Origin of the sequence: Streptomyces sp. TSRI0107 (assembly GCF_001905845.1) — a bacterium.
Classification (GTDB): domain Bacteria; phylum Actinomycetota; class Actinomycetes; order Streptomycetales; family Streptomycetaceae; genus Streptomyces.
On record NZ_LIVZ01000002.1, the window covers coordinates 620389 to 642048 of the forward strand.

3 protein-coding genes are annotated in these 21660 nt (G+C 76.8%); all 3 read right to left on the reverse strand.

All coding sequences use genetic code 11. The annotated features are described in order from the left end of the window. Positions 1-43: 43 nt before the first annotated feature. Genes AMK31_RS06685 through AMK31_RS40920 form a run of 3 tightly spaced genes read right to left on the reverse strand, consistent with a single transcriptional unit; the run spans position 44 to position 21652 of the window. A complete protein-coding gene (locus AMK31_RS06685) occupies positions 44-505 on the reverse strand; it encodes a nuclear transport factor 2 family protein (RefSeq protein WP_073939435.1) in 462 nt (153 codons plus the stop codon). Continuing rightward, positions 498-11945 (reverse strand): type I polyketide synthase, encoded by an 11448-nt coding sequence (locus AMK31_RS06690; protein ID WP_073939436.1) that lies wholly within the window; start codon positions 11943-11945, stop codon positions 498-500. Before AMK31_RS06690 ends, AMK31_RS06685 begins: the two co-directional genes overlap by 8 nt. Then, complete coding sequence (locus AMK31_RS40920) at positions 11945-21652, reverse strand: type I polyketide synthase (RefSeq protein ID WP_385310672.1); 9708 nt, start codon at positions 21650-21652, stop codon at positions 11945-11947. Before AMK31_RS40920 ends, AMK31_RS06690 begins: the two co-directional genes overlap by 1 nt. Positions 21653-21660: the final 8 nt, after the last annotated feature.

Sequence of the window (21660 nt, forward strand, 5' to 3'; positions counted from 1 at the left end):
CTTGCCCTGTGGATAACTCCGGTCAGGGACACGCCAGTCGTGGTCAGCGGTACCGGCGCTCGCCGTCCGCGCCCAGCGGCGACCACCACTGGTCGTAGTTGGTCGCGCCGTCGCCGAAGAATCCGGCGCGGCCTTCGACGATCAGGCCGTTCTCCCAGCGGAACACCTGCACGCCGAGGGCGTCGAGCACGTCGTAGGGAGAGGTGCTGCCCTCCGGGGCGCCGGGGCGTACCGCGCGCACCTTGACCACGTCCATGCACTCGTTGCCGCTGATCATCGAGGTGACCATCTCCACCTCGAAGTTCCCGCCCGCGGCTTCCGTCAACGCGCGCCGGAACGCGAGGAGTTCGTCGAGGCCGTTGTGCCAGCCGGCCTGCGCGTGACGGCCGGGGACCGAGAAGCGGACGTCCTCCGACCAGTACTTGGCGGCCTCCGCGCGGTCGAGGGACACGAGCGCCACGTATGCGTTCTCCACCAGCTCGGGGGTTATCTCAATCTCAGCCATTGTGTTCGCTCCTTGAGCTCGTGACGGGAGTCGTCCGCTCGGCAAGCCATGAGTGGACGGCTCGTGCGGTGGTGCCGGCGTGCTCCTCGAGCATCGAGAAGTGGTCGCCGGGGGTCTCCTGCAGCGTGGCCTCGGGGGCCCAGGACGGCTTCGCGTCCGGCTGGGTGCCGGGCAGTGCGTCGGCCGCCCGCAGGAAGAGTGTGGGGGCGTCGGTGCCGGTCGGGGTCCAGTCCTCGAACACCCGGAAGTAGGCGCCCATGGCCGTCAGGGACCGGGTGTCGGTGTCCGCGTCCGAGCCGTGCCGGGTGAAGAGTCCGTCGGTGAGGGCGGTGGCGAGCGCGCCGCTGGTCTCCGCTTGCAGATAGGTGTCGAGGAGGATCAGCGCCGCCGGTGTCTCCCCGGTCTCGTCGAGCCGGGCGGCCACCGCCTGGGCGATCCAGCCGCCCGACGAGTAGCCGAGCAGCGCGACCGGCGCCCCGCCCGCGAACCGCCGTACCGCCTCGGTCTGGGCGTCGACCGCCGCCTCCCAGCGCGCGGGAAGGGGCTCGCCGGGAAGGAAGCCCGGCTCCGGCAGCGCCACCACCTCGCGCAGTCCGCGCAGGGTGCCCGCGAACCGGGCGAACTGTCCCGGCCCGGACTTCGCGACCAGTGCCGGGAAGCAGACCAGTGCGGGTGTGGCGGTGTCGCCGCCCGCCAGCCGCACCGGTTCGGGCCGCGGGTCCAGGTCGGCGGGGCCGGTGAAGGACGGCAGGAACCGGGAGGCCGTCTTGAGCAGTTCGATGCCGTCCAGGGTGCGGCCCGTCCGCCGGGCCTGCCGGAACAGGGCGCTGACGCTGTCGGCGCCGGGTTCCGCCGGGGCGGGGCGGTCGCTGAGCAGGTCGTCGCGCAGGCGGCCGGCGAGGGCGGGGAGGGTCGGGTGGTCGAACACCACGGTCGCCGCCAGTCGCAGGCCGGTGGCCCGCTCCAGCCGGTTGCGCAGTTCGACCGCGGTGAGGGAGTCCAGGCCCAGCTCGGGCAGTGATCCCCGCTCGTCGACCGTGTCGGGCGAGGGGAAGCCGAGGACGGCCGCCACCTCGGTGCGGACGGTGTCGCGCAGGGCGGCCTCCAGGTCGGCGGCGTCCAGTCCGGCCAGGCGGGCGGCCGGTGACGTGGTGTCACCCGGGTGTTCGTGCCGTGCGGGGCGGGGTGTTCCGGCCGGGGGCCGGACCGTGGTCCGCAGCAGTTCGGGGAGGGCGGCGGTGTCGCCGGGGGCGGCCTGCCGTGCCGGGGCCGTGACGAGCGGGGCGAGCACCGGGTCGGGGTCGCTCGCGCGGACGGCCGCGTCGAACAGGGCCAGTCCGCGTTCGGGCGTGAGTGCCTGGACGCCCGCGCGGGCGATGCGCCGCAATTGTGCGCGGCCCGCCATGCCGTCGCCGTCCTGGTCCCACGGGCCCCAGGCCAGGGAGAGCGCGGGCAGGCCGTGTGCCCGGCGGTGCTGTGCCAGCGCGTCCAGGAAGGTGTTGGCGGCGGCGTAGTTGGCCTGGCCGGGGGCGCCGAGCAGACCGGCCGCCGACGAGAACAGCACGAAGGCGGACAGTTCGCGGTCCTGGGTCAGTTCGTGCAGGTGCCAGGCCGAGGCGGCCTTCACGCGCCGGACGTTCTCCAGGCGCTGCGGGGTCATGGACGCGAGCACTCCGTCGTCCAGGACGCCCGCGCAGTGCACGACCCCGGTGAGGGGGTGCTCCGGCGGGACGCCGTCCAGCAGCGCCGCCAACGCCGCGCGGTCGCCGATGTCGCAGCCGGCGAGTGCCGCCGTACCGCCGAGCCGGTCGACCTCGGCGGCCAGGGCGGACAGCCTCGGGTCGGCGGCGCGACGGCCGGCGAGCAGGACGTGCCGTACGCCGTGCGCGGCCACGAGGTGGCGGGTGATCAGGCCGCCCAGGCCGCCCGCGGCGCCGGTGACCAGCACGGTGCCATCCGGGCCGAACGGCGCGCCGGTCACGGCACCGGACGCGCCGGGGACTGCACCGGACGTGTCGGGGACTGCACCGGACGCGCCGTGCAAGGCACCGGACGCACCCGGCACGAGCCGGGGCACGCGCGGTTCGCCCTGTCGTACGGCCACCTGTGTCGCGTGGGCCGCCACGGCGGCCGGCAGGGCGCGCCAGGACGCCTCCTCGCCGTCCACGTCGACGACGGCGAACCGGCCGGGGTGCTCGGTGGCGGCGGTGCGCAGCAGGCCCCACAGCGGGGCGTGCGCCAGGTTGGGGACGTCCTCGCGGGGCGCCGCGGCGACGGCGCGCCGGGTCACCACGACGAGCCGGGACCTCTCCCGCAGCGGGTCGGCCAGCCAGCCGCGGATCAGCTCCAGGGCCCGGCGCAGGGGCTCGGGGTCGAGCGGGTCGGCGGGTTCCTGGAACGGTACGAGGACGGTGTCCGCGTTCTCCGGGACGGAGGCCAGGTCGGCGGCGCGCAGGAAGGGGCCGACGCGCGAGGGGCCGATGACGGTCCAGGTGCTCGTGTCGGGCGTCGTCGCGGGCGGCCGCGCGGTGTCCGGCCGGTGCCAGTCGACGCGCAGCAGCGCCCGGTCGGCGGCCGGAGGCCGGTCGCCGGTCACCGGGCGCAGGGCCAGGGCCTCGACGGAGGCGACCGGTGTGCCGTCGGTGTCGGTCAGCTCCAGGGAGAAGTCGCCGGAGGCGGTGTCGGGCGTCAGGTGGACGCGTACCGTGCGCGCCCCGGTGGCGTGCAGCCGGACGCCGCGCCAGGAGAACGGCAGGACGGCCGGGGCGGGGCGCCCGTCCTCGTCGCCCAGTCCGAGGACGTGCAGGCAGGCGTCCAGGAGCGCGGGGTGCAGGGTGAAGGCACCCGGGTCCGTGTCGTCGGGGAGGGCGGCCTCGGCGAAGAGTTCGTCGCCGTGCCGCCATACGGCGTTCAGGCCCCGGAACGCCGGGCCGTACGCCAGACCCGCCTCCGTCAGCCGCTCGTAGGCGCCGGTGAGGTCGACGGCCGTCGCCCCGGCCGGTGGCCACTGCGCGGGCGGGGACGGCGGCCGGGCGGTGTCGGGCGCCAGTGTGCCGACGGCGTGCGCGGTCCAGTCGCCGTCGGTCGCGGCGTAGACGGTGAAGGGCCGCCTGCCGTGCTCGTCGGGTGCGCGCACGGACAGCCGCAGCGGGAGGGTGCCGTGTTCCGGGACGGGCAGCGGGGCCCGCAGCACCAGGTCCTCGACCGTGGGGCAGCCGAGTTCGGTGCCTGCGTTCAGGGCCAGTTCCACGAAGGCGGCGCCGGGCAGGACGGCCGTTCCGGCGACCCGGTGTGCGGTGAGCCAGGGCAGTACGCGCGCGTCCAGCTCACCGGTGAAGACGGCGCCTTCGATGTCCGGTGCGGTGACCGCGGGGCCCAGCACGGGGTGGGCCTGGTCCGTCTGCCGGGGCGCGGGGGCGAGCCAGTACCGCCGGCGCTGGAAGGCGTACGTCGGCAGGTCGACGCGGCGGGCGTCCGAGCCCTGGAAGTACGCCGCCCAGTCCACGGTCGTGCCGTTCAGGTGCGCCTCGGCCAGGGCGGCGCGCAGTGCCGCGGGCTCCGGGGTGCCGGGCTTCAGCAGGGGTACGACGGCGCGTTCCCGGTCGGTCAGGGTGGCCCGGGCCGGTGCGGTCAGCGCGGTGCCGGGTCCGACCTCGACGAAGAGGGTCGTGCCGTCCGACTCCAGCCTCTCGACCGCGTCGCGGAACCGTACGGGCTGCCGCAGCTGGCGCACCCAGTACTCGGGCGAGCACAGTTCGGCGGCGGAGGCGGGGGCGCCGGTCACCGTGGAGACGAACGGGAGGGTGGGCTCCCGGAAGGTGAAGTTCTCCGCGATGCGCCGGAACTCGTCGAGCATGCCGTCCATGTGGGCCGAGTGGAAGGCGTGGCCGACCGGCAGCCGGCGGGTCCGGCGGCCCTCCGCGGCGAGCCGGGCGGCCACCGCGTCCACCGCGTCGGTGTCGCCGGACAGCACCACGGAGGCCGGGCCGTTGACGGCGGCGACGGTGACCCGTTCCGTCAGCAGCGGGGCGACCTCCTCCTCCGACGCCTCGACGGCCGTCATCGCGCCCTGGGCGGGCAGGGCCTGCATCAGGCGGCCTCGCGCCGCCACGAGGGCGGCCGCGTCCGCCAGGCCGAGGACACCCGCCGCGTGGGCGGCGGCGAACTCCCCGACGGAGTGCCCGGCGACCACGTCGGGCCGCACACCCCACGCCTGGAGCCGGCGCAGCAGCGCGGTCTCGATGGCGAACAGCGCCGGCTGGGCGTACTCGGTGCGGTCCAGGAGGGCGGCGTCGGGCGTGCCCGGGCCGGCGGACAGGACGTCCCGCAGGGGGCGGCCGAGGAGCGGGCCGAAGTGTTCGCACACCTCGTCCAGCGCCTTGGCGAACCCGGGGTCGGCGGCGGCCAGTTCGCGTCCCATGCCGGCCCGCTGGCTGCCCTGGCCGCTGAACAGGAAGGCCACCTTGCCGTCGGCGGCCCGCCCGGTCAGGACGCCCGGGGCGGCCGTGGCGCCCTCGGCGAGCCGCCGCAACGCGTCGAGCCGTTCCTCCCGGCCGGCGGCGAGGACGGCCGCGCGGTGGCGCAGCGCGGACCGGGTCGTGGCCAGGCTGAAGGCGATGTCGCGGGCCGGGGTGTCCGGCCGCGCGGTCACCTCTGCCATCAGGCGCCTTGCCTGGTCGCGCAGGGCGAGGGGGGTGGTGGCCGACAGCAGCCACGGCGCGCCGTCGTCGTCCGCCCGCGCTGCCGGAAGGGGCTGCGCGGGGAGCTGGGCGGCCAGGTCTTCCGGTGCCCCCGCCGGAAGGGGCTGCGCCGGGAGCGGGGCGGCCAGGTCTTCCGGGGCCTGTTCGACGATGGCGTGGGCGTTGGTGCCGCTGATGCCGAAGGAGGACACGCCCGCCCGGCGCGGTTCGCCGGTGTCGGGCCACTCGACGGCCTCGGTCAGCAGCCGCACCCCGCCGGACGACCAGTCCACGTGGGGTGAGGGGCTGTCGACGTGCAGGGTGCGCGGGAGCGTTCCGTGGCGCATCGCCTGCACCATCTTGATCACGCCGCCGACTCCGGCCGCGGCCTGGGTGTGCCCGATGTTCGACTTGAGCGAGCCGAGCCACAGGGGCCGGTCCTCGCCGTGCTCGCCGCCGTACGTGGCCAGCAGCGCCTGCGCTTCGATGGGGTCTCCGAGCACGGTGCCGGTGCCGTGGGCCTCGACCGCGTCGACCTGGCCGGCCGTCAGTCCGGCCGCCGCCAGCGCCTGCCGGATCACCCGCTGCTGCGCGGGCCCGCTCGGGGCGGTCAGGCCGTTGCTGGCGCCGTCCTGGTTGACGGCGCTGCCGCGCAGCACGGCGAGGACGCGGTGCCCGTCGCGGCGGGCGTCCGAGAGCCGGGTGACGAGGAGGACGGCGACGCCCTCGCCCCACCCGGTGCCGTCGGCGCCCGCCGCGAACGACTTGCAGCGCCCGTCCCGGGACAGCCCGCGCTGGCGGCTGAACTCGACGAAGGGGGCGGGGGTGGCCATCACGGTGGCTCCGCCGGCCAGGGCGTAGGAGCACTCGCCGGCCCGCAGGGCCTGCGCGGCGAGGTGCAGCGCGACCAGCGACGAGGAGCAGGCCGTGTCCACGGTCACGGCCGGTCCCTCCAGGCCCAGCGCGTAGGCGACCCGTCCGGAGGCGACACTGCCGGCGGTCCCGGAGCCGATGTATCCCTCGACGTCCTCGGGGGCACTCCGCGACCAGGACCCGTAGTCGTGGTACATCACGCCGGAGAAGACGCCGGTGTCGCTGCCCCGCATCGACTTCGGGTCGATGCCCGCGCGTTCGAACGCCTCCCAGGACACCTCCAGCAGCAGCCGCTGCTGCGGGTCCATGGCGATGGCTTCACGCGGGCTGATGCCGAAGAAGCCGGGGTCGAAGTCGGCCGCGTCGTGCAGGAACCCGCCGTGCCGGGTGGAGAAGGTGCCGCGCCGGCCGTGCTCGGGGTCGTACAGGCCGTCGATGTCCCAGCCGCGGTCGCGGGGCATCTCGGTGATGGCGTCGCGGCCGGTCCTGACGAGGTCCCACAGGTCCTCCGGCGAGGTCACGCCGCCCGGGTAGCGGCAGGCCATGCCGATGATGGCGATCGGCTCGTCCGCGGGCGCGGACGTCCGCGCGGGCACGCGGGCCGGCGCCGGGGCGTCGAGCAGCAGCGTCAGCAGGCGGGCCGCGAGATCGCCGGAGGTGGGGTGGTCGAACACCGTGGTCGTCGGCAGCCGCAGCCCGGTGGCGGCGCCGAGACGGTTGCGCAGTTCGATCGCGGCGAGCGAGTCGAAGCCGAGCTCGGAGAACGGGCGGTCGCCCGGCACGTCCTGGGCGCCGTCGTGGCCCAGGGTCGCCGCGGCCTCGGCCCGCACCAGCCCGGTCAGCTCGCGCAGCCGGTCGCTCTCGGGCAGGGCGGCGAGACGCCGGGCGAGGCCGCCGTCTCCCGGCCCGGCCGGTGCGGCGGTGCGCCGCCGCTGCCGTACGGGCCGGATCAGGCCGCGCAGCAGGGCCGGTACGGCGGTCGCGTCGACCCGGCGCGGGTTCAGGTGGAGGGGTGCCACCACCGGGTCGGGGCCGCGCAGGGCCGCGTCGAACGACACCAGGCCCTCGGCCGCGGGGATCGGCCGCATGCCGAGAGCGGCCAGGCGGCGGCGTGCCGGGGCGTCCACTCCGGCGACCATTCCTGAGGTGCCCTCCCACAGTCCCCAGGCCAGGGACAGCGCGGGCAGCCCGAGCCGGCGGCGGTGTACGGCCAGGGCGTCCAGGAAGCCGTTGGCCGCGGCGTAGTTGCCCTGTCCGGGGGCCCCGAGCAGGCCGGCCGCCGACGAGAACAGCACGAAGGCGGACAGCTCCAGGTCCCGGGTCAGCTCGTGCAGGTGCCAGGCGCCGGCGGCCTTGGGGCCCATGACGCGGTGCACCCGCTCGGGGGTCAGTGCCTCGACGGTGCCGTCGTCGAGGAGCCCGGCGGCGTGGACGACGGCGGTCAGCGGGTGGTCCGGCGGGACGGCGGCGAGGAGGGCGGCCACCTCGTCCCGGTCGGCGACGTCGCACGCGGCGAGCGTGACGTCGGCGCCGGCCTCGCGCAGGTCGGCGGCGAGTTCGTCCGCGCCGTCGGCGGCCGGGCCGCTGCGGCCGGCCAGCAGCAGGTGGCGTACGCCGTGCCGGGTGACGAGGTGGCGGGCCAGGAGCCCGCCGAGCGCCCCCGTGCCGCCGGTGATCAGGACGGTTCCGTCCGGGTCGAACTCCACCGGCCGTCCCTCGTCGGCGGCGGGGACGGGGGCGAGGCGCGGCACGAGGAGCCGGCCGCCGCGCAGGGCGACGCCCGGCTCGTCGGCGCCCAGCACCGCGCCCAGGTCGCGGGGCAGCGTGCCGGGGTCGTCGGTGTCCACCAGGACGATCCGGCCGGGGTGCTCCGACTGGGCCGACCGCAGCAGGCCCAGGACGGCGGCCGCGGGCAGGTCGGTGACGTCCTCGTCCGCGTCGGCGGCCACCGCGCCCCGGGTGGCGACGACCAGGCGGGTGTCCGCGAACCGGTCGTCGGCGAGCCAGCCGCGGACGAGTTCCAGGGCGTCGGCGACGGTCTCCGCCGCCGCCTGGGCCGGCCGGGATCCGGGCGGCGCGTCGAGAAGGGGCAGGAGCACGACGTCCGGGGGCGCGTCCGCGGAGCGCAGTGCTTCGGCGAGCGGTGCCGTCCCGCCGTACGGTGCCGGGACGACCGGGGTCCGCGGGGCCGCCCAGGTGACCCGCAGCAGCGGTTCGGCCGTGGCCGGGCCCGCGTCGGCGAGCTGTCCGGCGGGGCGCAGGGCGAGGGATTCCACGGTGAGCAGCGGCAGGCCGGCCGGGTCGGCCGCGTGGAGGGCGACGGCGCCGGGGCCGGCCGCGGTGAGCCGTACCCGCGCGGTGGCGGCTCCGCCCGCGTGCGGGGTCACGCCGTGCCAGGCGAACGGGAGCGCGGCGGTGTCGGGGGCTCCCGGCAGGGTGCCCAGGGCGAGGGCGTGCAGGGCGGCGTCGAGGAGGGCGGGGTGCATGCCGAACGCGTCGGCGGAGTCCTGCTGTTCGTCGTCCAGGGAGACCTCGGCGAAGAGGTCGTCCCCGCGCTGCCAGGCGGCGCGCAGCCCCTGGAACGCCGGGCCGTAGCGCAGCCCTTGGGCGGCGAGGCGGTCGTAGAGGTCGTCCAGGTCCAGGGCGGTGGCGTCGGCGGGCGGCCAGTGGGCGAGTTCCGGGTCGGGCTCCGGATCGGTCTCCGGGCCGGGCTGCGCCGGGGAGACGGTGCCCGAGGCGTGCCGGGTCCACGGCTGTCCGGGCAGGGCGTCCTCGGCGCGCGCGTACACCTCGACGGGCCGTCGTCCGTCCGGGTCGGGGGCGCCGACCCGGATCTGCAGGACCATCGCCGCGTCGGCCGGTATCACCAGGGGGGCGGTGAGGGTGAGTTCGTCGAGGTGGTCGCAGTCCGCCTGGCGGCCCGCGCGCAGGGCGAGTTCCAGGAAGGCGGTGCCGGGCAGCAGGACGGCGCCGCCGACGGCGTGGTCGGCCAGCCATGGCCGGCCCGCCGCCGAGAGCCGCCCCGTGTACAGCAGTTCCCCGGAGTCGGCGAGCACGATGCTCGCGCCGAGCAGCGGGTGCTCGGGGGAGGCGAGGCCGGCCTGGGACACGTCGAGCCGACGGCGTGCCGGTGCCTCCAGCCAGTGGCGGCGGCGCTGGAAGGCGTACGTGGGCAGCTCCACCTGCCGCGCGCCCGTGCCCTGGAAGCAGGCCTCCCAGTCGACGGCCGTACCGCGCGCGTGGAGGTGGCCGACGGCGGTGGTCACCGTGGTGACCTCGGCGCGGCCGGCGCGCTGGGTGGACAGGGCCGCCGCGTCGGGGGCGGTGAGGCAGGCACCGGCCATGGGGGTGAGTGCCGCGTCGGGCCCGAGTTCCAGGAAGGTGCGCACCCCGGCGGCCTCGAGGTGGCGTACGGCGTCGGCGAACCGGACGGGCCGGCGGGCGTTGCGCACCCAGTACTCGGGGGTGCACAGCTCCTCGTCGTCGACCGGCCGGCCGGTGACGGTGGAGACGAAGCCGATCCGGGGCGGCCGGAACTCCAGGCCGGCGGCGACCTGCCGGAGGTCGTCCAGCATGGGGTCGACGCGGGACGAGTGGGAGGCGTAGCTGACGTTCAGCCGCCTGGTCTTGCGGCCCCGTCCGGCGAAGTGGGCGGCGAGGGCGGTGACGGCGCCTTCGTCGCCGGTGAGGACGACCGCCTCGGGGCTGTTGACGGCGGCGATCTCGGCGCCGTCGGCCAGCAGGGGCCGGACCTCGTCCTCCGAGGCGGCGACCGCCACCATGGCGCCGCCCTCCGGCAGTGCCTGGGTGAGCCGGCCGCGCGCGGCGACCAGGGCCGCCGCGTCGGGCAGCGAGAGCACGCCGGCGACGTGGGCGGCGGCCAGTTCGCCGCCGGAGTGGCCGAGGACGTGGTCGGGTTCGACGCCCCAGGAGGTGAACAGCCGGAACAGCGCCACCTCGACGGCGAACAGCGCGGGCTGTGCGTAGGCCTGCCCGGCCAGCAGGGCCTCCGCCTCCTCCCCCGGCTCGCCGAAGGCGACGGGGCGCAGCGGGGCGGGCAGGTGCCGGTCCAGTTCGGCGCAGACGGCGTCGAACGCGTCGGCGAAGGCCGGGAAGGCGGCGTGCAGTTCGCGGCCCATGCCCGGGCGCTGGCTGCCGCCGCCGGTGAACATCATGGCGAGGCCGCCCTGGACGGTCCGCGTGTGCAGCAGCCCGGAGGACCGGCCGGCGGCGAACGCCTCCACGTCGCGCAGCATCGCCTCCCGGTCGTGCCCGGCCAGGACCGCGCGGTGCTCCAGGGCGGTGCGGGTGGTGAGCAGGGAGTACCCGATGTCGAGGGGGCGCGTGTGCGGGTGGCGGCGCAGGTGTGCGGCGAGTTGTGCGGCCTGGCCGCGCAGCGCCGGTTCGGAGGCGGCCGTCAGGGCCCACAGGGCGGCGGGCCGGGCGGTGGGTGCGGGCTCGTCGGGCGCGGGCTCGTCGGGGTGCGGGGGCTCCTCGATGATGGCGTGCGCGTTGGTGCCGCTGAACCCGAACGAGGAGACGGCGGCCCGGCGGGGCGCCTCGCCGCGGGGCCACGGGCGGGCCTCGGTGAGGAGTTCCACGGCGCCGGCGGTCCAGTCGACGTGCGGGGTGGGCTCGTCGACGTGGAGGGTCCTGGGCAGGGTGCCCTCGCGCAGCGCGAGAACCATCTTCATGACGCCGCCGACGCCTGCCGCGGCCTGGGTGTGGCCGATGTTGGACTTCAGGGAGCCGAGCAGCAGCGGGCGGTCTGCGGGACGGCCCCGGCCGTACGTGGCGAGCAGGGCCTGCGCCTCGATGGGGTCGCCGAGTTTGGTGCCGGTGCCGTGCGCCTCGACGGCGTCCACGTCGGCGGGGCCGAGGCCGGCGTCGGCGAGGGCCTGCCGGATCACCCGCTGCTGGGCCGGCCCGTTGGGCGCGGTCAGGCCGTTGCTGGCGCCGTCCTGGTTGACGGCGGTGCCGCGGACGACGGCCAGCACGCGGTGGCCGTTGCGGCGGGCGTCGGACAGCCGCTCCAGCAGCAGCATCCCGGCGCCCTCCGCCCAGCCGGTGCCGTCGGCGGCGGCGGCGAAGGACTTGCACCGGCCGTCGGAGGCGAGGCCCTCCTGGCGGCTGAAGTCGACGAAGGGCATGGGGGACGCCATCACGGTGGCCCCGCCGGCCATCGCGAGGGAGCACTCGCCCTTGCGGAGCGCGGAGACGGCGAGGTGGAGGGCGACCAGGGAGGAGGAGCAGGCGGTGTCGATGGTGACGGCCGGGCCCTCCAGGCCGAAGGTGTAGGCGATCCGGCCGGAGGCGATGCTGCCGGAGGTGCCGGTGCCCAGGTAGCCCATGACCTCGTCGGGCAGTTCGCGCAGCCGGGCGGCGTAGTCGTGGTACATGATCCCGGCGTAGACGCCGGTCCGGCTGCCGCGCAGGGTCGTCGGGTCGATGCCCGCGTGTTCGAAGGCCTCCCACGCCGTCTCCAGCAGCAGCCGCTGCTGGGGGTCCATCGCCGTGGCCTCGCGGGGGCCGATGCCGAAGGGCGCCGGGTCGAAGTCGGCGACGTCGTACAGGAATCCGCCGGCGTCGGCGTGGCTGGTGCCGGCGTCCTCGGCGTCCGGCCCGTGCAGGGCGTCGAGGTCCCAGCCGCGGTCGGTGGGGAACGCGGACACCGCGTCGCGTTCCTGGGCGACGAGCCGCCACAGGTCCTCGGGGGTGCGGACGCCGCCGGGGTAGCGGCAGGCCATGCCGATGACGGCGACGGGTTCGCGGGCCGCGTCCTCGGTGTCCTGGAGCCGTTTGCGGACCTGGCGCAGTTCGGTGGTCAGCCGCTTGAGGGTGTCCACGACCTGCCGGGGGTCCGGGGCTGTCGCGTCGGTGGCCGTCATCAGGTGTTCCCCAGCTCTTCGTTGATGATGGCGAGCAGTTCGCCGATGTCGTCGGAGTCGAGCGCGTCGCCCTCGGGTTCGCCGGGCACCGCTTCCGCGGTGGCGACGGCCTGGTCCCAGGCGGTGAGCAGCCCTTTCAGCCGCAGCCGGATCTGTTCGGCCGCCTCGGGGTCGCCCGCCAGTTCGGGGATCGCGTCCCGCAGCCGGGCGAGGTCGTCGAGGGCCGCGTCGAGGGGCCGGGGCGCGGCGGGGACGAGTTCGTCGCGGAGGTAGGCGGCCAGCGCGGCGGGCGTGGGATGGTCGAAGACCGCGGTGGCGGGCAGGCGGATCCCGGTGGCGGAGTCGAGCCGGCCCCGGATCTCCACGGCCGCCAGCGAGTCGAGCCCGGACTCGGTGAAGGGCCGGTCGGGTGCGATGGCGCGGGCCGAGCCGTGGCCGAGCACGGCGGCGGTCTGGGCGAGGACGAGGTCGAGCAGCAGGCGTTCCCGTCCGGCGTCGTCCAGCGGCAGCAACCGCTCGGCGAGCGTGGGGCCGTCGGCCGCGGCGGCCCGCACGGTGGGGGCGGGTGTGCGCGGGGGCCGCACGATGCCTTTGAGGACCGGCGGGAAGTCGGGGTCGGCGCCGCGCGGCCGGAGCAGCGGCAGGTCGAAGCGGGCGGGGACGAGGACCGGTTCGGGCCGCTGGAGGGCGGCGTCGAACAGGGCGAGTCCGGTGTCCGGTGCGATCGCGCCGAAGCCGGCCCGTGTGATGCGGCTGCGTTCGGCGTCGGTCAGTCCGCCGGCCATGCCGCGCTCCCGCTGCTCCCACAGGCCCCAGGCGAGTGAGGTGGCGGGCAGTCCGGCGGCGGCGCGGTGCCGGGCGAGCCCGTCGAGGTAGCTGTTGGCGGCCGCGTAGGCGCCCTGTCCGGCGGAGCCGAGGACGCCGGACGCGGAGGAGAACAGCACGAACGCCGACAGCTCCAGGTCCCGGGTGAGTTCGTGCAGGTGCCGGGCGGCGACGGCCTTGGGCGCCATGACGCGGTCCAGGCGGTCCTCGGTGAGGGAGCCGATCACACCGTCGTCCAGGACGCCGGCGGCGTGCACGACTGCGGTCAGCGGCCGTTCGGCGGGGACGGCGGCGATCAGTGCCGCCAGCGCGTCCCGGTCGGTCACGTCGCAGGCGGCCACCGTCACCTCGGCGCCCGACTCGCGCAGCGCGGCGGCGAGTTCCGGCGCGCCCTCCGCGGCGGGGCCGCCCCGGCTGGCCAGCAGCAGGCCGCGGACGCCGTGCGCCTCGACGAGGTGGCGGGCCAGGAGCGCGCCGAGGTCTCCGGTGCCGCCGGTGATCAGGACCGTGCCGTCCGGGTCGAGGGCGGTGCCGCCGGTGGCGGGGGCTGCCGGGGCGAGCCGGGGTACGAGCATGCGGTCGCCGCGCAGCGCGAACTGGGGTTCGCCCGAGGCGAGGGCGGCGGGCAGGGCGTCCCAGGCGGCGTCGCCCCCGGCCAGGTCGGCCACCACGACCCGCCCGGGGTACTCGGCCTGGGCGGCGCGCGCCAGGCCCCATACGGCCGACTGGGCGGGGCTGTCCAGCGGCTCGTCCGGGTCGCAGGCGACGGCGCCCGTGGTGAGCAGGACCAGCCGGCCGCGCGCGGACCGGCCGTCGTCGGCGAGCCAGGACCGCACGGCCCGGAGCGCCTGCGCCGCTGCCGCCGGTACCGCGTCGTCCTGCCGGGTGATCGGTACGAGGGTGAAGTCGGCGCCCGCGTCGGCGCCCGCGTCGGCTCCGGCCTCGACGACGCCGGTGAGCGGGGCGGGGGGCCGTTCCGTGCCGAGCCAGGCCAGGGCCGGCGGCTCGGCGGTGCCGGCGACGGTGCTCGTCACCCAGTCGACGCGGTACAGGTCGCCCGCCGCGCCGGAGGGTTCGGTGCCCAGGTGCCGGGCGGAGGCGCGCCGGGCCGTCAGGCGGGCGACGTCCGCCACCGGTTCGCCCTGGCCGTCGGCGATCGCCATGGTGACGGTGTTCTCGCCGGCCGGCGCGATCCGCACCCGGAGTCGGGCGGCGCCCGCGGCGTGCACCCGGACGTCCGTCCAGGAGAACGGCACCGCCGCTCCGGAGCCGGAGCCCAGGCCGTCCATCGCGGCCGGGTGCTGGGCGGCGTCCCACAGGGCGGGGTGCAGGGCGAAGGCGCCGGGGTCGCCGCCGTCCGGGAGGCCGACCTCGGCGTAGAGCACGTCACCGTCCCGCCAGACCGCGGTCACGCCCTGGAAGAGGGGGCCGTAGTCCACGCCTTGGGCGGCGAAGTCCGCGTACAGGCCGTCCACGTCGACCGGCTCGGCCGCGGCGGGCGGCCACTGGCGCAGGCCGGGGCTCGGCGCGGCGTCGTCGGCGGCGGCGAGGGTGCCGTCGGCGTGCAGGGTCCAGCTCGCGGTGTCCGTGCCGTCGTACGGCCGGGCGTACAGCTGGAGCGGTCGCGTTCCGGACTCGTCCTCCTCGCCGACCAGGAGCTGGAGTTCGGTCTCGGCGTCCTGCAGGACGAGCGGGGTGTGCAGGGTCAGTTCCCGCACCAGCGGGCTGCCGACGGCGTGCGCGGCCTGGACGGCCAGTTCGACGTAGAGGGTGCCGGGTACCACCGTGGCCTCGAACACCCGGTGTTCCGCGAGCCAGGGGATCGCCTCGGCCGAGAGGCGGCCGGTGGCGAGGTACCGGTCGGTGTCGCCGAGCCGGGTGACGGTGCCGAGGACGGGGTGCCCGCCGTGCCGGGCGTCGTGCCGGGCGAGGCCGCGCCGCGGCCAGTACCGCTCGCGCTGGAAGGCGTACGTGGGCAGTTCCACCGTCCGCGGGCCGCGCCCGGCGAGGACGGCCCGCCAGTCCACCGGCAGGCCCCGCGCGTACAGTTCGCCGACGGCGAGCAGCAGCGTCGCCTCCTGCGGCCGGTCCCTGCGCTGGGCCGCGACGACGGTGCCGCCGCCCGTCAGGCAGTCGCCGGCCATCGGGCTGAGGACGCCCAGCGGACCCACCTCCACGTAGAGGGTGGCGCCCGCCTCCTCCAGGGTGCGGACGGCGTCGTGGAAGCGCACGGTGCCGCGGGCGTGCCGGACCCAGTGGGCGGGCGAGCACAGCTCCTCGCCGGTCGCGGCCCGCCCGGTCAGGGTGGAGACGACCGGGATGCGCGGCGGGTGGTACGTCAGCCGCTCGGCGACCTGCTCGAACGCGTCGAGCATCGGGTCCATCAGCGGGGAGTGGAAGGCGTGGCTCACCCGCAGCCAGGAGACCCGGCGGCCGCGTTCGCGGAGGACGCCGACGACACCGTCCACCGCGTCGCGGGGTCCGGACAGCACGGTCGCCCGCGGGCCGTTGACCGCGGCGATCCCGACCGCGCCGCCCGCCGCGTCGAGCAGGGCGCCGACCTCCTCGGGACCGGCCTCCACGGCGGCCATCGCGCCGCCCTCCGGGAGCGCCTGCATCAGACGGCCGCGCGCCGCGACCAGTTCGGCGGCGTCGGCCAGGTCGAGCACTCCGGCCACGTGGGCGGCCGCGATCTCCCCCACCGAGTGCCCGGCCAGCAGGTCCGGGGTGATCCCCCAGGACTCCAGGAGCCGGAACAGGGCCACCTCGAAGGCGAACAGGGCGGGCTGCGCGTACTCGGTGCGGTCGAGCAGCCCGTCGGGCGCGGCGCCGGCCGGGGCGAGGACCACCTCGCGCAGCGGCAGCCGCAGGTGCGGGGCGAGGGCGGCGCAGGCCGCGTCGAAGGCGTCGGCGAAGGCGGGGTGGGCGGCGTACAGGTCCCGTCCCATGCCGGCGGTCTGACTGCCCTGCCCGGCGAACAGGAAGGCCGCCTTGTGGTCCTCGCGGGCCTCCCCGTGCACCACGCCGGCGGCGTCCTGGCCCGCGGCGACCGCGGCGAGCGCGGCGGACACCTGCTCGGGGTCCTCGGCGAGGACGACGGCCCGGTGGCGCAGCGCGGCGCGGGTGGTGGCGAGGGACCAGCCCACGTCCACGGGCCGGGGCGCGGGCCGGGCGGCCGTCAGGTGCTCCGCCAGCCGCGCGGCCTGGCCGCGCAGGGCCTGCGGGCTCCTGGCGGACAGGATCCACGGCACGGGGCGGCGGCCGTCCTCGGCGGACGGCTCCAGCTCCGGCTCCAGCTCCGGCTCCAGCTCCCGGCCGTCCGGGGCGCTCGGGTCGTACGGGTCGTACAGGTTGTACGGGTCGCTCGCGTCTTCCGGGTCGGCGGCGGGGGCCTCCTCGACGATGACGTGGGCGTTGGTGCCGCTGATGCCGAACGACGACACGCCCGCCCGGCGCGGGTGCCCGGCGCGCGGCCACGGCCGGGACTCGGTGAGGAGTTCCACCGCCCCGGCCGACCAGTCGACGTGCGGGGTCGGCTCGGACACGTGCAAAGTCTTCGGCAGTCGCTCGTGCCGCAGCGCCTCGACCAGTTTGATGATGCCCGCGACACCCGAAGCGGCCTGTGTGTGGCCGATGTTGGACTTCAGCGAGCCCAGCCACAGCGGGGCGCCGGCGGGGCGCTGCCCGTAGGTGGCGAGCAGCGCCTGCGCCTCGATGGGGTCGCCGAGTTTCGTGCCGGTGCCGTGGGCCTCCACCGCGTCCACGTCGGCGGCGGTCAGGCCCGCGTCGGCGAGGGCACTGCGCACCACCTGCTCCTGGGCCGGTCCGTTGGGTGCCGTGAGGCCGTTGCTGGCGCCGTCGGAGTTGACGGCGGAGCCGCGCACCACGGCCAGCACCCGGTGCCCGTGGCGCCGCGCGTCGGACAGCCGCTCCACGAGCAGGACGCCGACGCCCTCGCTCCAGCTCGTACCGTCCGCGTCGGCGGAGAAGGACCGGCACCTGCCGCCCGGGGACAGCACCTTCTGCCGGTTGAACTCGGTGAACAGCAGGGGGCTCGTCATGAGGGTGACGCCGCCCACCAGGGCCAGGGAGCACTCGTCCCGGCGCAGCGCCTGCGCGGCCCAGTGGAGGGCCACCAGCGACGAGGAGCACGCGGTGTCGACGGTGACCGCCGGGCCCTTGAAGCCGAACGCGTAGGCGACGCGCCCGGCCAGGACACTGGCGGCGTTGCCGGTGCCGACGTACCCCTCCAGGTCCTCCTTCCCGGTGGCGAGGACCCTCGGGTAGTCCTGTCCGTTGGTGCCGACGAAGACACCCACGCGGCCGTCGGCCGCCGACTCGGGGTCGATGCCGCCGCGTTCGAACGCCTCCCAGGCGGTCTCCAGCAGCAGCCGCTGCTGGGGGTCCATGGCCAGTGCCTCGCGCGGTGAGATCCCGAAGAACGCGGCGTCGAAGTCGGCGACCGTGTCGATGAAGCCGCCCTGGCGGGCGTAGGTGGTGCCGGGCCCGTCCGTCTCCGCGTGCAGTTCGGCGAGGTTCCAGCCGCGGTCCCGGGGGAAGTCGCCGATGACGTCGGCTCCGGCGTCCAGCACCTGCCACAGCTCCTCGGGCGAGCTCACACCGCCGGGGAACCGGCAGCTCGTCGCCACGATCGCCAGGGGCTCGTCGGCGGTGGCGGGCCTTGTGCCGGCGGGCCGGGGCTCGTGGTCGGCGGCGTCCCCGCCGGTGCGGGCGAGGAGGTGACCGGCGACCGCACGGGGGGTGGGGTGGTCGAAGACCAGGGTCGCGGTGAGCCGCAGTCCGGTCGCCGCGGCCAGCCGGGAGCGCAGCTGGACGGCGGTGAGCGAGTCGAGCCCGAGTTCCTGGAAGCGCTGGTCGGAGCCGATCGCGCGGGCGTCGTCGTGGCCGAGGACGGCGGCGGCCTCCGTGCGGACGAGGTCCAGCAGGAACGCGTGCCGGGCGCCGGGGTCGAGGTCGCGCAGCTCGGCCGGCGGGGTCTCCCGGGCCGGCGCGGCGGGCGGCGCGGCGGGCGTGGCGGCGGCGCCCGAGCGGTCCGCCGACGGCAGGACGAGCACCGCCTGGCCGGCGTGCCGGGCCCGGGCGAGATGGTCCAGCGCCGCCGCGGCCCGGTCGGTGTCCCAGACGGGCGCGGCCGGCGGGGGCAGCGTGCCGTCGTCGAACAGCGGGGCGAGTTCGGTGAGGACGGAACGGATGCGGTCCGGTCCGGCACCGACCGCTTCCGGATCGTCCGAACCGGCGGCGGCCAGGCCGGTGAGGTCGGCGACCAGGTAGCTGACGCCCGGGTGGTCCGCGGCGACCCGGTCGGCGTCGCGGACGTCGGTGCGGCCGGTCTCCACGAACCGTCCGCCGCGCGGCAGCAGCCGCAGCGTGGCGTCGGTGTACTCCCCCGCCAGGCAGTTCACGACGACGTCGGCGCCGCGCCCACCGGTGGCGTCGAGGAGCGACGCGCCGAACCCGGGGCCGGCCGAGGAGGCCAGCCGCTCCTCCGGCAGCCCCAGGGCGAGCAGTTCCGTCCAGTGGTCGGGGGTGTCGGTGGCGAGCACGTCCGCCCCGTGGTGCCGGGCGAGGTGCACCGCCGCCCGCCCGGTGCCGCCGCTCGCGGCATGCACGAGCACCGACTCGCCCGGACGCAGCCCGGCGAGCCCGAACAGAGCGTGGTGGGCGGTGACGTAGGCCAGCGGGGTCACCGCGGCCTCGGCGAAGGACCAGGCTGCGGGCGTACGGAGGGTGAAGCGGTGGTCGGTGACGGCGACCGGGCCGGCCGCGCCGCCCGGGAAGAGGCCCATCACCCGGTCGCCCACGCCGACGCCGGTGACGTCGGCCCCGGTCTCCAGGACCACACCGGCGGCCTCGACACCCAGGACCGTGCCGTCCCGCCCGTGCGGGGCGAGGCCGAGTCCGGCGAGGACGTCCCCGAAGTGCAGTCCCGTCGCCCGCACGGCGACCCGGATCTCGTGCGGGGCAAGGTCACGGCGGGCATCGGGGGCGGGCACCGGGGCGAGGCTGCCGAGGTCGCCGGGCTCCGTCACGGCGAGCCGCCAGGTGTCCTCGCGGTCCCGTGACGCGGTGGACGGCGCCGTGTCGTCGTCGCCCGGCAGCCAGAAGCGGGTGCGCCGGAAGGCGTACGTGGGCAGGTCGACGCGCTCGGCGGCGCCGAAGTACCGGTCGGCGTCCAGCCGGGCGCCGGCCGCCACCGCCTCGGCTACGGCGTGGGTGAAGCGGCGCAGGCCGGCGTCGCCGCGGTGCAGCGTGCCGACGACGGCGGCTTCGGCGCCCGCGTCCTCGACGGTCTCGTGCAGGGCCTGGGCGAGCGCGGGGTGCGGGGCGCACTCGATGAACAGGTCGAAGCCGTCCGCCAGCATGGCGCGGACGGTGGTTTCGAACTCCACCGGCTGCCGGAGGCTGCGGTACCAGAAGCCGGCGTCCAGCGCCGCGGGTTCCACGAGCCCGCCCGTCGCCGGGGAGTAGAGGGGCAGCCTCGCGGCGGCCCGGGGCGCCACCGGCGCCAGAGCGGTCAGCAGTTCCTCGCGCACCGACTCGACCTGCGGGGTGTGGGAGGCGTAGGCGAGGGGGACGCGGCGTGCCCAGACGCCCTCCCGCTCGCAGCGGGCGAGCAGCGCGTCGAGGTCCGCGTCTGGTCCGGCGACGACCACGGAGCGGGGCCCGTTGACCGCGGCCACCGTGAGGCCGCCGTGCCCGTCCGCCAGCCGGCGGCGTACGTCGTCGGCGGCCTCGGCGACGAACACCAGGCCGCCGCGACCGCTGATCGAGGCCAGCGCACGGGCGCGCAGGGCCACCACGCGCGCCGCGTCCGGCAGCGACAGGGCGCCGCTGACGGCCGCCGCCGCGATCTCGCCCTGCGAATGGCCCACGACCCCGGAGATCTCGACGCCCGCGGACTCCCAGAGGGCGGCCAGCGCGACCATCACGGCCCACAGCGCGGGCTGGACGACCTCGGTGCGCTCCAGCGGCGGCGCGCCGGGCGCTCCGCGCAGCACGTCGGTCAGGGACCAGTCCACGTAGGGGCGCAGCGCCCGCGCGCACTCCTCGATCCGCCCGGCGAACACCGGCGAGGTGTCGAGGAGGTCGCCGGCCATGCCCGCCCACTGGCTGCCGGTGCCGGGGAAGACGAGGGCGGCCCGGCCGGTCGTGGCGGCGGCGCGTGCCGCGCCGGGGGCGAGGTCTCCGGCCGCCAGCGCCTCCAAAGCGGCCAGGAGTTCGTCCCGGCCACGGCCCACGACGGCGGCGCGGTGCGCGAACGCGGTGCGGGTGCGCAGCAGCGACCAGCCGATGTCCGCGGGACGCAGCTCGGGGTGGGCCCGTACGTGGGCGGCGAGCCGTTCGGCCTGGGCGCTCAGGGCCTCGGCGGTCCGGGCCGACAGCGTCCACAGCGGCGGGAGGCCCGACGGCTGGGGGGTGGGCGGCGGCTCGGAATCCTGCGCGGCGGATTCCTGCGCGGCGGATTCCCGCGTGGCGGGTTTCTCGGATTCCTCGGGTTCCTCGGGTTCCTCGCCGGTGGGTGCCTCCTCGATGACGACGTGCGCGTTGGTGCCGCTGATGCCGAACGCGGAGACTCCCGCGCGGCGGGGCCCGTCGGCGCGGTGCCAGGGCCGGGCCTCGGTGAGCAGCGCGAGCGGACCGGCCTGCCAGTCGACGTGCGGTGAGGGCTCGTCGGCGTGCAGGGTCCGCGGCAGGACGCCGTGGCGCATCGCCAGCACCGTCTTGATGATCCCGGCGACGCCCGCCGCGGCCTGCGTGTGGCCGATGTTGGACTTCAGGGAGCCGAGCCACAGCGGCCGCCCCGCCTGCCTGCCCCTTCCGTACACCGACTGCAGCGCCCGTGCCTCGATGGGGTCGCCGAGCGTCGTGCCGGTGCCGTGCGCCTCCACGGCGTCGACCTGGTCGGGCCGCAGCCGGGCGTTGCGCAGCGCCTGTTCGATGACGCGTTCCTGCGCGGGACCGTTGGGCGCGGTCAGGGCGCCGCTGGCGCCGTCCTGGTTGACGGCGGTGCCCCGGACGACGGCCAGGACCGGGTGGCCGTTGGCGCGCGCGGCGGAGAGCCGTTCGAGGAGCAGCAGCCCGGCGCCCTCGGACCATCCGGTGCCGTCCGCCGCCGCCCCGAACGCCTTGCAGCGTCCGTCGGGCGCGAGGCCGCGCTGCCGGCTGAAGCCGACGAAGGTCGCCGGAGTGGCCATCAGCGAGACGCCGCCGGCCAGGGCGAGTTCGCAGTCGCCCTGCCGCAGCGCCTGGACGGCCAGGTGGAGGGCGACGAGCGAGGAGGAGCAGGCGGTGTCGACGGTGACGGCCGGACCCTCCAGGCCGAAGGTGTACGCCACCCGCCCGGAGGCGACGCTGCCCGCGCTCCCGGTGCCGAGGTAGCCCTCCGTGTCGTCGGCGGGGCGGCGGATCCGGCTGCCGTAGTCGTTGTACATCACGCCGGCGAACACGCCGGTGCGGCTGCCGCGCACCCGCTCGGCGGGCAGGCCGGCCCGTTCGAACGCCTCCCAGGCGACCTCCAGGAGCAGCCGCTGCTGCGGGTCCATGGCCAGGGCCTCGCGGGGGCTGATCCCGAAGAAGGCGGGGTCGAAGTCCGCGTACCCGTCGACGAATCCGCCGTGGCGGGTGTACGAGGTGCCCGCGCGGTCCGGGTCCGGGTCGTACAGGGAGTCGAGGTCCCAGCCCCGGTCCGTGGGGAACCCGGAGACGGCGTCGGTGCCGTCGGCCAGCAGCCGCCACAGCTCCTCGGGGGTGGTGACACCACCGGGCAGCCGGCAGCTCATGGCGACGATGGCGATGGGCTCCTGGGCGGCCTCCTCGACCTCGCCCAGCCGCCGGCGGGTCTCCTCAAGGTCGGTGGTCACCCATCGGA

What these genes read in the sequence shown, in the direction of transcription:
- AMK31_RS06685 (WP_073939435.1), bottom strand. Translation starts at nt 505, where the DNA reads ATGGCTGAGATTGAGATAACCCCCGAGCTGGTGGAGAACGCATACGTG.
- AMK31_RS06690 (WP_073939436.1), bottom strand. Translation starts at nt 11,945, where the DNA reads ATGACGGCCACCGACGCGACAGCCCCGGACCCCCGGCAGGTCGTGGAC.